Source organism: Pseudonocardia hispaniensis (assembly GCF_042658695.1).
Classification (GTDB): Bacteria; Actinomycetota; Actinomycetes; order Mycobacteriales; family Pseudonocardiaceae; genus Pseudonocardia; species Pseudonocardia hispaniensis.
Window position 1 is genome coordinate 200,351 of record NZ_JBHSQW010000014.1, and the last position, 10,582, is coordinate 210,932.

Sequence of the window (10,582 nt, forward strand, 5' to 3'; positions counted from 1 at the left end):
AACCTATCGGGCGGCCGGGCACGCCCTCGCGGCCCCGGCTCCCGGTACCGCGCTCGCGGGGACGAACTGGGCGATGCCGATCCGCAGCCAGGCCTTCGACCCGGTGCCCAGGATGCAGTGGACGGGCACCCCGGCGTTGGGCACCGCGGTCCCGACGATCTCGGCGTCCGGGCTGGGCGCGGCGCGGACCGGGACGTTCTGCGTGGCGGTGACCGCCGAGGTCCGGGCCGGGCCGGTCCACAGATAGTCCACAGTCACCCAGGCGTTGTCGCGGAGGCCGAGTGCGTCCCAGAACAGCCCGTCCGCGAGGTCGATGCCCGCGGGGTTGACAACCGTGCGGCCGAACTGATCCTTGCCGCCGTTGTAGCCGTTGCGGTAGGCGGCCTGCGCCTCGGGGAGCCCCTGTGGGAGGTCGGCCCAGTTCTGCCGGACGTCGGGGGGGTTCCAGTAGTCGTCGCGGGTGTTCCACGGTCCGACGTCCCAGACCGGGGCGAACGCGCAGCGGCCGTTGGCTGCGCAGACCTTGACCGAGTAGTCGCTGGTTCCGCGTGGGGACAGGGCCCGCCGCGAGGGCAGCGCGACGAAGTGGTCTCGCTCGGTGATCACGTGTCCGTTGGCCGTGGTGCCGCCGACCAGCCCCTCCCGGGTGGCGAAGACCCGGTAGCTCAGCGCCGTGCGCGGGACGCGGCGCGCGGTGGTCTCCGAGGTCGGGTGTGCGGTCTGCCGCAGGTCGCGCACCAGCGGCCGGGCATCCGGTGTTCCGGTCAGTACGAGCCTGCTCTGCACCTCGCTGGCCGGTTCCGGGAGTTGAGCGGTGGCCGCGGTGTTGCGGTAGGTGGTGGCCGTCGCCGTCGAGGGAACCCATTCGGTCCAGTTCCCGCCCGCGGTCCTGCCGCGCACATCGACGGTCACCGCGCTGCCCGGCGGCAGGTCGGCGGCGACCAGGGAATCGACGCGGTCGGTGGGCCGGACGAGGGCGTGCGGGGCGAGGGTGAGGAAACCGGTCGAGGCGAGCGCAGCGGGATCGGGATCCGCGGCGCCCTCGGTGAGCCGCGTCGGCCCGGCCATCCCGCGTAGCGCGCCGGGCGGTGTGCGCCGGGCCGTGCGCTGGTCGAGCACGACGGCATCCGCGCGGGTCCGCACTCCGGCGGCCTCACCGGATCGCAGGTCCGACACCCAGGTGGTGAGCGCCGGAGCGGCCGCATGGGCCGGCGCGACACCGGCGACCAGAACGGCTGTGACGGCGAGCAGCAACGCCGTGCGCAGTCTTGTCCACATGCTCGGGACCCCCCATGACCCGCGATCTGTTGCCGAGGTGACCACAGTGATTGCTGTGATTCTCGATGCGAACAACACCGCATGTCGGTGTCGTGGTCAAGCAACAGAGAGTGAGCGCACCCATGAGGTGGCGCTTGTGGTCACCGATTCGGGTCTGTTGCGTCCTCGCTGCCGGTGTCGCTTGCGCCGGTCGCGGCGCCCAGCAGCGCCCGGACGATCGCCCGGTCGGGCTTGCCGATGCCGCGCAGCGGCAGTTCGGGCAGCACGCGGATCCTGCGGGGCACCGCGGCCCGTCCCAGGTCCGCGCGGACGGCCGCGCGGAGGCGTTCCGGCTCGGCGGGCCCCGTCAGCACCAGCGCCGCACCGACGATCTCGCCCCACTGCGGGTCGGGCAGCCCGACCACGCAGGCCGCGACGACCCCGGGTTGAGCGGTGAGCACCCGCTCCACCGCGGCCGGGGCGATGTTGCTCCCGCCGGTGACGATCATGTCGTCGGCCCGGCCGAGGACGGTGAGCCGCGTGTCGTCCCAGCGTCCCAGGTCGCCGGTGCGGAACCAGCCGTTGACGAACGCGGCTGCGGTCTCGTCCACGTCGCCGAGATAGCCGCTCGCGAGCGTGGGGCCGCCGAGCAGGATCCGGCCGTCCGTTTCGAGCCGCACCCGGACGCCGTCGAGCGGGACCCCGTCGTACACGCAGCCGCCCGAGGTCTCGCTCATTCCGTAGGTCGCGACGACGGAGACACCCGCGTCCGCGGCCCGCGCGCGCAGTTCGGCGTCCAGTGCCGCCCCGCCGACCAGGACGGCGTCGTAGCTGCGCAGCGCCTCCAGCGGCGCGCCGTCCGCGTCGAGCAGCCGGAGCAGCTGGGTGGGTACCAGGCTGGTGCAGCGTCGAGCGGCGGGGCCGGGCAACCGGGCGGTGGCGGCGGCGAAATCGGCCGGCCGGAAGCCGTCGCGCAGGTCCTGTGTGAGCGGTGGCGCTCCGGCCAGCACCGCGCGCACGATCACCTGCACGCCCGCGACGTGTTCGGCGGGCAGGGCCAGCAGCCAGCGTGCCGGGCCGCCGAGGCGGTGCTCGGTGGCCCGGGCCGAGGCGACCAGTGCCGAGGCGGGGAGCATGACGTGCTTGGGCCGGCCGGTGGATCCCGAGGTGGCGATCACCACCGCCGTGCCGGGCGCGGGTTCTCCGGCGGGCCCGGGTCCCGCCGCCGGCGCAGCCGTCCCCCGGGCCACGGGCACCACCGCGGGACCGGTGCCGTCCAGCGCGGCGGCCAGGGCGTCGGCCAGCCGGGCCGTGGCCCGCGGTGAGCCATCGACCGGTACCGGCCTCAGGGCCGTCACGACCGGCCTCTGTGGGCCATGATCACCGGTTCGGCGGCTGCGACCGCGGCGCGCGCGGCGGTGGCCGCCCAACCGTCGATCACGGTGACCCGGTGCTGGTGAGCCGGAATGCCGATCACGGTGGCGCCGGCTCAGTAGTGCCAGGGGTAGGGCGACCAGTCCGGCTCGCGCTTCTGCAGGAACGCGTCGCGGCCCTCCACGGCCTCGTCGGTCATGTAGGCCAGCCGGGTCGCCTCGCCGGCGAACAGTTGCTGCCCGACGAGGCCGTCGTCGGCCAGGTTGAACGCGTACTTGAGCATCCGCTGCGCGGTCGGCGACTTGCCGTTGATCTCCGTCGCCCATTCCAGCGCGACCTTCTCCAGGTCCTCGTGCGCGACGACGGCGTTGACCGCGCCCATCCGGTGCATCTGCTCGGCGGTGTACGCCCGGCCGAGGAAGAAGATCTCGCGGGCGAACTTCTGCCCGACCTGCCGCGCGAGATAGGCCGAGCCGTAGCCGCCGTCGAAGGAACCCACGTCGGCGTCGGTCTGCTTGAACCGGGCGTGCTCCGCGCTGGCCAGGGTGAGGTCGGCGACCGCGTGCAGGGAGTGCCCCCCGCCCGCCGCCCAGCCCGGTACGACGGCGATGACGACCTTGGGCATGAACCGGATCAGACGCTGGCAGTCGAGGATGTGCAGTCGCCCGGCGCGCGCCGGATCGACGGTTTCGGCGGTCTCCCCGGACGCGTACTGGTAACCGGTGCGGCCACGGATGCGTTGGTCGCCGCCGGAGCAGAACGCCCAGCCGCCGTCGCGCGGTGACGGGCCGTTGCCGGTGAGCAGCACGCAGCCGACGTCCGAGGTCTGCCGGGCGTGGTCGAGCGCGGTGTACAGCTCGTCGACGGTGTGCGGGCGGAACGCGTTGCGGACCTCGGGACGGTCGAAGGCGATCCGCACGGCCCCGGTCGACACGGCGCGATGGTAGGTGATGTCGGTGAACGCGAACCCCGGCACGGCCTTCCAGGCTTCGGGGTCGAACAGCTCGGAAACAGCGTTGCTCACGGCGCCGACCCTACTTTCCGCCGTCGGCGTGCCCCCGCGAGCGGGCCGGACACCGCGGGTTGACCGGTGACATGTGGCATGCCAATCTCCCCGCGTGTCGGGGCGTTCAGCATGAAGCAGGTCAGGCAGTCGTCGACCGTCAATGCCCAGGTGCTCGACGCGCTGCGGGCCGCGGTGATCACCGGTGAGCTGCCGCCGGGCAGCCTGCACTCCGTCGCCAATCTTGCGAACCAGCTCGGGGTCTCCCGCACGCCGGTCCGCGAGGCGCTGATCAAGCTCGCCCAGCAGGGCATGGTGCGCTTCGAGCGCAACCGTGGCGTGCGGATCCTGCAGACCTCGCTGCACGACCTCGAGGAGGTCTTCGCATTGCGGCTGCTGCTGGAGGTGCCGGCCACCCGGCGGGCGGTCGGGCAGCTCGACGCGGCGGGGCGCCGTGAGTTGGGTCGGCTCCACCAGGCCATGGAGCGTGCCGCGAAGGCCGACGACGAGTTCCGCCTGATGGAGCACGATCGGCGGTTCCACCGGGTCGTGCTGGAGGCGTCGGGCAACCAGCGGCTCGCCGACTTCGTCGACGGGCTGCGTGACATGGTGCTGCGTCGTGGCGTCTCCACGGCCCGCGCCTCGCGCAGCCTCGAGGACATCGTCGCCGAGCACGGCAAGATCCTCGGACCGATCGAGGCGGGTGACGCGGACGGTGCCGCCGAGGCGATGCGGGCGCATCTGCAGCACACCGCGGAACTGCTCATCGCGCAGGAGGCCGGCATCGAGGGCGGCTGCGTCGACGTCGATCTTGGCTGGACGAGTTCCTGCTGAAACTACGCATTGCTACCGATTGACCTGTGGCATGCCACATGCCACCGTCGAGGTGCGCGTGCCGGACACGCGGATACCCCTCAGCGCTGAAGGGACCACGATGGCAACTGCGAACAAAGTGACCGTCATCCCGTGCGGGGCGATGCACGCAGACTTGACCTGGTTGTTGCTCAAGGCGGGGAGAACCATCCGGCCACGGCAGGAGAAGGACGCCAAGGTCGTCTGGTCGGAGGTGCCCACGCACTGCGTCCTGGTGGAGACCGACGAGGGAAAGCTCCTCTGGGACACCAGCTGTCCTCGGGACTGGGAGCAACGCTGGGCTCCCACCGGGTTCCAGGACTTCTTCCCCTACGACGCGGTCAGTGACGAGGAGTACCTCGACTCCCGGCTCACGGCGATGGGCGTCGGGCTCGACGAGATCGACTATGTGGTCCTGTCGCATCTGCACTTCGACCATGCGGGCAACGTGCGGATGTTCGACAACACCACCGCGAGACTGGTGGTCAACGACAAAGAGCTCGCATTCGCCACCAGCTTCGACGGGCTCTTCAACGGAGCCCACCTCAAAACCGACTACGAGGGCCTGAAGTTCGAGACGGTCTCCGGCGACGCCGAGTTCCTCCCGGGCGTCTCGCTGATCGAGACCCCCGGGCACACTCCTGGCTGTCTGTCGATGCAGGTCGACCTGCCCGACACCGGAACGTTGATCTTCACCTCCGACGCCGTCTACATGGGGGACAGCTACGGCCCGCCCGCCGCCCCCGCCGCGATCGTGAACAACCTCGAGGACTGGTTCCGTTCCGTGGAGAAGCTGCGCGGCATTCAGGAGAAGACGGACGCGCAGATGATCTTCGGGCACGACCCGGTCCAGATCCACACGATCCGGACGCTGTCGGAGGGTTCCTACACATGAGCATCGCCGAGCTGACCGAGGAGACGATCTTCACCTGGGGCGCGCCGCCGCTGAAGTTCGGTGCCGGAGCGGCCGATGAGGTCGGGTTCGAGATGTCCCTCTACGGGGTCAAGCGCGTCCTGATCGTCACCGACCCGGGGATCAACGCGATCGGGGCGCCGCAGCGCATCGCGGACAACCTCAAACGCTACGAGATCGAGTCGGAGATCTTCGACGGGGTGCACGTCGAGCCGACCGACGACTCGATGAACAAGGCGACGGAGTACGCCCGCGCGCAGGGGCCGTGGGACGGGTTCGTCGCGGTCGGCGGCGGGTCCTCGATCGACACCGCCAAGGCGATCAACCTGCTCACGACCTACCCCGGCGACCTGATGGACTATGTCAACAAGCCGATCGGGGCGGCCAAGACCCCGCCGGGGCAGCTCAGGCCGTTGATCGCGATCCCGACGACGGCGGGCACCGGTTCGGAGTCCACCGCGATGTGCGTGCTCGACATCCTGTCGATGAAGGTCAAGACCGGGATCAGCCACTGGCGGCTGCGCCCGACACTCGCCGTGATCGATCCGCTGCTGACGATGTCGTTGCCGCCGGAGGTCACCGCGTCGGCCGGGATGGACATCGTCTGCCATGCCGTGGAGTCCTACACCGCGAGGTGGTACCGGGACTTCGACCGCAAGAAGCCCGAGGAGCGGGTGACCTACTGCGGCTCCAACCCGGTGTCGGACCTGTGGTGCGAGAAGGCGATGCGGCTGCTCGCGCAGTCCTTCCGCGATGCGGTGCACCGCGGGTCGGAGGACGTCGAGGCCCGGTCGAACATGATGATGGCCGCGACGTTCGCCGGGATGGGCTTCGGCAACTCGGGGGTGCACATCCCGCACGCGAACGGCTATCCGATCGCCGGGATGGTGCGCGACTACCGGCCCTCCGGCTATCCGCAGGACGAGCCGATGGTCCCGCACGGACAGTCGGTCTCGCTGACGGCACCCGAGGCGTTCCGGTTCTCCTTCGACAGCGCCCCGCAGCGGCATCTGCGGGCCGCGGAGCTGATGGACCCCCGCGCGGACAAGGTGAACGACCCGCGCGAGCAGCTGCCGTCGGTGCTCATCTCGCTGATGCGCGACATCGGGATCCCCAGCGGGATCGGTGCGGTCGGCTACACCGAGGCCGACGTGCCCGATCTGGTCCCCGGGACGATGAAGCAGCAGCGGCTCCTGGCCACCTGTCCGAAGGTCCCGACCGAGGACGACATCGCCGACATCCTCACGAAGTCCATCTCCAACTGGTGACACCCCCCTGTGAGTGCGTAACAGTGTTAGAACACTGTTACGCACTCACAGGGTCGAAGGACCTGCGACGATGCCGATCTATGTCTATCGATGTGCCTGCGGGATCCGCTTCGAGCGACTGACCTCCCGCGACGCCGCCGCGCCGCCGTGCCCGGACTGCGGCGGGGAGACCCGCAAGATCCCCGGGGGGATCAGCCTCGGTGGCCAGGCCGACCCCGGGCTGGCGAAGGAACAGATGCCGCAGACCTGGCGCGGGGTCTATGACGGCGACCGCGAGTACGTCACCGGGATGCAGCGGCAGTGGGAACGCAGACAGCGGCTCGAGGCCAGGTACCCGGAGCTGGCAGGGGACCAGCGCCCGATCCTCGCCCATGAGGGCCGCTATCACGACGCGCCGCTGCGCGCGGGCGACCCGATGCCGGGCGCCGGTGCGGTAGCGGCGGGGCACGGTCATGGGCACGGCCACCCGCAGCCGGCCGCCGAGCCCGCCACCCCCGAGCCGGGGACCGGACCACACTGATCTCGTGAGTGTGCCTGACACCGACCCCCGAGCCCTGGCCGCAGACCTCACCGCCACCGTCGCCGGCGAGGTCCGTTTCGACGCCGCCCACCGCGCGATGTGGTCGGCGGACGCGTCGAACTACCGCCGGGTCCCGATCGGCGTCGTGTCCCCCCGCGACGACGCCGATGTCGAGGCGGCCCTCGCCGTCTGCCGGGCACACGGCGTTCCGGTGCTGCCGAGGGGGGCCGGGACGTCGATCGCGGGCCAGGCCGTCAACACCGCCGTCGTGCTCGACTTCGTCCGGCATATGCACGGCATTCTCGAGATCGACCCGGTGGCCCGGACCGCGCGGGTCCAGCCCGGTCTCGTGCTCGACGCCCTGCGCGACGCGGTCCGACCGCACGGCCTGACCTTCGGCCCCGACCCCTCGACCCACAATCGCTGCACGCTCGGCGGGATGATCGGCAACAACGCCTGCGGCTCGCATTCGGTGGCCTGGGGCAAGACCGTGGACAACGTCGTCGCGCTCGACGTGCTGACCTACCGCGGCGAGCGGCTCACCGTGGGCTCAGGCCCATCCACCGGTGCGATCCCGGACCAGCTGCGGGCGCTGGGCGAACGGTACGCACCCGCCGTCCGCGCCGGGTTCCCCGACCTGACGCGTCGGGTTTCCGGCTACAACCTCGACCAGTTGCTGCCCGGACGGGTCGATCTGGCCAAGGCGCTGGTCGGAACCGAGGGCACCTGCGCGACGGTGCTCGCGGCCACGGTGCGCTTGGTCGAGTCGCCCCCGGCGCGGGCGTTGGCGGTGCTGGGTTTCCCCGACGCCTACTGCGCCGCGGATCATGTCCTTACCGTGCGTGAGCACCGGCCGCTGACGATCGAGGGGATGGACGCGGGGCTCATCGCGGCGCTGCGCGCCGCCAATCCGCTCGAGCGGGCGTCGCGGGCGCTGCCGCCCGGCGGCGGCTGGCTCTACGTCGAGACCGGCGGCGCGACGGTGGCCGAAGCCGAGGCCGGCGCACATGCCGTCGCCGCGGCGCTGAAACCGCATGGCGCCACCAGCGTCGTGGTGAGCGAGCCGGCCGTGATGAAGGCGCTGTGGCGCATCCGGGAGGACGGTGCGGGCATCGTGACCCGCCTGCCCGACGGCGGGGAGGCCTGGCCGGGCTGGGAGGACGCCGCGGTGCCGCCGGAGAAGCTCGGCGCCTACCTGCGCGCGTTCGACGAGTTGCTCGCGGCGCACGGGCGCCGCGGGGTCTACTACGGGCATTTCGGTGACGGCTGTGTGCACGTCAGGATCGACTTCGACCTGCTCACCCGCGGCGGTATCGCCGCCTTCCGCCGTTTCCTCATCGACGCCGCCGACCTCGTCGTCGCGCATGGGGGGTCGCTGTCGGGCGAGCACGGCGACGGCCAGGCTCGCGCCGAACTGCTGCCGCGGATGTATCCATCGCGGATCATCGAGGGCTTCGCCGAGTTCAAGGGCATCTGGGATCCCGACGACCGGATGAATCCGGGGCGGGTCGTGCGGCCCGCCAGGCTGGACGAGGACCTGCGGATCTTCGTCGGGACGCCGAACATCACCGACGCACCGCAGTTGGCGTTCGGCCACGACCAGGGCAGCTTCGCGCGGGCGACCCGGCGCTGCCTCGGCGTCGGCAAATGCGTGACGGCGACGGGCGGGGTGATGTGCCCCAGCTACCGGGCGACCGGTGAGGAGATGCACTCCACCCGCGGCCGGGCACGGTTGCTGTTCGAGATGGCGAACGGACAGGTGATCACCGGCGGCTGGGAGTCGCCCGAGGTCGCGGAGGCGCTGGATCTGTGCTTGTCCTGCAAAGGTTGTAAGCGCGACTGCCCCGTCGGGGTCGACATGGCGGCATACAAGACCGAATACCTCGCTCAGCGCTACCAGAACCGGCGGCGGCCGGCGTCGCACTACTCGATGGGTGCGCTGCCGCGGTGGCTGCGGATGGTCGGTGGGCTTCCGGCGGGCGTGGTCGAGGCGCTCAACGCGGCCGCGCGGGGTCCGTTGGCCGGGATGGTGAAGAAGCTGAGCGGGATCGACGAGAGGCGGTCGATCCCGCCGATCGCGCCGCGCACGTTCACCGCGGCCTTTCGCGCGGCGCGACATCGCCGTCGCGGTTCCGGCCGGCGTGGTCGGCTGTTGCTGTGGCCGGACACGTTCACCGACCACTTCGACCCGGCGATCGCGGTCGACGCCGTGCTGGTTCTGGAGTCGCTCGGCTACCGGGTCGAGATCCCGCCGCGCGCGGTGTGCTGCGGGTTGACCTGGACGTCCACCGGTCAGGTGGACGCGGCGCGTTCGGTGCTGCGCCGGAGCCTGCACACCATCGAGCCGTGGCTCACTGCGGGGGTGCCGGTAGTCGGGCTGGAACCCTCGTGCACGGCGGCGCTGCGGGCCGACGGAGCGGAGCTGCTGCCCGGCGAACCCCGGGCCGGGCGGCTGGCTGACGGGGTGCGGACGTTCGCGGAACTGCTCGCCGAGCACGTCGGCGAGCTGTCGCACGCTGTCGCGGTGCCCGGGGTGAAGGCGCTGGTCCAGGTGCACTGCCACCAGCATGCGGAGCTGGGCACCGAGGCCGACGGCGCGGTGCTCGCCGCGCTCGGGGCGGACGTCGAGGTGCTCGACTCGGGTTGCTGCGGACTGGCCGGCAACTTCGGGTTCGAGAAGGGCCACTACGAGGTCTCGATGGCGTGTGCCGAGCGCGTCCTGCTCCCGGCCGTGCGAGCCGCGGACGCCGCGGTCGTCGTGGTCGCCGACGGCTTCAGCTGCCGCACCCAACTGCGGCAGGCGGGCACTCGCGAACCCATGCACCTCGCCCAGCTCGCCGCCCGCACCCTGGGCCTGCAACCCCTGTGAGCGCGTAACGGTGTGAGAACACCGTTCGGCACTCACGGGTCGGGATGAGCTGGACCGTTCGATGCCGCGTGACCCAGCGGGGGCGCGGCGGGGCGCCTACCGTGGAGCGGCATGTTGGCAATCACCAGTACCGCGGCCGAAGCCATCAGGTCCCTCACCGCGAACGCCGATCTTCCGGAGGGTGGTGGACTGCGCATCGCGGCGACAAGCCCCGACCAAGGTCTGGAGCTGTCGTTGGCGCCCGAGCCGGTGGCGCAGGACACGGTGCTCTCCGGGGACGGCGTCTCGGTCTTCCTGGAGGCGACCGCCGCCCAGGTACTCGACGACATGGTCCTCGACGTCCAGCCGGTCACGACGTCCGAGGGCCATGAGGAGCTGCGGTTCGCCATCGCCCCGCAGAAGCCGGGGAACACGCCCGGCGACTAGAGCCTGTCCCGTGGATCATGTGACTGGGTCTCGGAGCCAGATGCGGATCGAGGCGACGTCGATGGTGCCGCGGAAGATGTAGTCGCGCTTGTCGAACCGG

The 10,582-nt window shown here is 71.3% G+C and carries 9 protein-coding genes; 6 read left to right on the plus strand and 3 right to left on the minus strand.

Annotation, left to right across the window (positions count from 1 at the left end):
• Positions 1-3: 3 nt before the first annotated feature.
• From ACFQE5_RS07375 to ACFQE5_RS07385, 3 genes are all read right to left on the minus strand, one after another.
• Positions 4-1,278, minus strand: coding sequence for a hypothetical protein (locus ACFQE5_RS07375; protein ID WP_379584058.1), 1,275 nt, complete (start codon positions 1,276-1,278; stop codon positions 4-6).
• 140 nt (positions 1,279-1,418) lie between these two features.
• Complete coding sequence (menE, locus tag ACFQE5_RS07380) at positions 1,419-2,606, minus strand: o-succinylbenzoate--CoA ligase (protein WP_379584080.1); 1,188 nt, start codon at positions 2,604-2,606, stop codon at positions 1,419-1,421.
• 140 nt (positions 2,607-2,746) lie between these two features.
• Positions 2,747-3,655, minus strand: a complete 909-nt coding sequence (locus ACFQE5_RS07385; protein WP_379584059.1) for a 1,4-dihydroxy-2-naphthoyl-CoA synthase — start codon at positions 3,653-3,655, stop codon at positions 2,747-2,749.
• Between the two features lie 111 nt (positions 3,656-3,766).
• On the opposite strand from ACFQE5_RS07385, the gene ACFQE5_RS07390 reads away from it, so the two are divergent.
• The 6 genes from ACFQE5_RS07390 (at position 3,767) to ACFQE5_RS07415 (ending at position 10,482) form a co-directional block, all read left to right on the plus strand.
• Positions 3,767-4,468 carry a GntR family transcriptional regulator gene (locus tag ACFQE5_RS07390; RefSeq protein WP_379584060.1) on the plus strand — a complete coding sequence of 234 codons (702 nt, stop codon included), beginning with the start codon at positions 3,767-3,769 and terminating at the stop codon, positions 4,466-4,468.
• 142 nt (positions 4,469-4,610) lie between these two features.
• Positions 4,611-5,381: an N-acyl homoserine lactonase family protein gene (locus tag ACFQE5_RS07395; protein WP_379584061.1), complete on the plus strand. Its 771-nt coding sequence runs from the start codon at positions 4,611-4,613 to the stop codon at positions 5,379-5,381.
• The gene (locus ACFQE5_RS07400; protein ID WP_379584062.1) at positions 5,378-6,667 is read left to right on the plus strand and encodes a hydroxyacid-oxoacid transhydrogenase; all 1,290 of its coding nucleotides are present in this window, start codon (positions 5,378-5,380) and stop codon (positions 6,665-6,667) included. The genes ACFQE5_RS07395 and ACFQE5_RS07400 overlap by 4 nt, the downstream gene beginning before the upstream one ends.
• 70 nt (positions 6,668-6,737) lie before the next feature.
• Positions 6,738-7,187: an FmdB family zinc ribbon protein gene (locus tag ACFQE5_RS07405; RefSeq protein WP_379584063.1), complete on the plus strand. Its 450-nt coding sequence runs from the start codon at positions 6,738-6,740 to the stop codon at positions 7,185-7,187.
• A complete protein-coding gene (locus ACFQE5_RS07410) occupies positions 7,120-10,056 on the plus strand; it encodes an FAD-binding and (Fe-S)-binding domain-containing protein (RefSeq protein ID WP_379584064.1) in 2,937 nt (978 codons plus the stop codon). Before ACFQE5_RS07405 ends, ACFQE5_RS07410 begins: the two co-directional genes overlap by 68 nt.
• Before the next feature lie 111 nt (positions 10,057-10,167).
• Positions 10,168-10,482, plus strand: a complete 315-nt coding sequence (locus tag ACFQE5_RS07415) for an adhesin (protein ID WP_379584065.1) — start codon at positions 10,168-10,170, stop codon at positions 10,480-10,482.
• The last annotated feature ends 100 nt before the right edge of the window (positions 10,483-10,582 follow it).

Bases quoted from the DNA above. Each gene is read 5' to 3' on its own strand.
- ACFQE5_RS07375 (WP_379584058.1), bottom strand. From the start codon at position 1,278: ATGTGGACAAGACTGCGCACGGCGTTGCTGCTCGCCGTCACAGCCGTT.
- ACFQE5_RS07390 (WP_379584060.1), top strand. From the start codon at position 3,767: ATGAAGCAGGTCAGGCAGTCGTCGACCGTCAATGCCCAGGTGCTCGAC.
- ACFQE5_RS07395 (WP_379584061.1), top strand. From the start codon at position 4,611: ATGCACGCAGACTTGACCTGGTTGTTGCTCAAGGCGGGGAGAACCATC.
- ACFQE5_RS07400 (WP_379584062.1), top strand. From the start codon at position 5,378: ATGAGCATCGCCGAGCTGACCGAGGAGACGATCTTCACCTGGGGCGCG.
- ACFQE5_RS07405 (WP_379584063.1), top strand. From the start codon at position 6,738: ATGCCGATCTATGTCTATCGATGTGCCTGCGGGATCCGCTTCGAGCGA.
- ACFQE5_RS07410 (WP_379584064.1), top strand. From the start codon at position 7,120: ATGGGCACGGCCACCCGCAGCCGGCCGCCGAGCCCGCCACCCCCGAGC.
- ACFQE5_RS07415 (WP_379584065.1), top strand. From the start codon at position 10,168: ATGTTGGCAATCACCAGTACCGCGGCCGAAGCCATCAGGTCCCTCACC.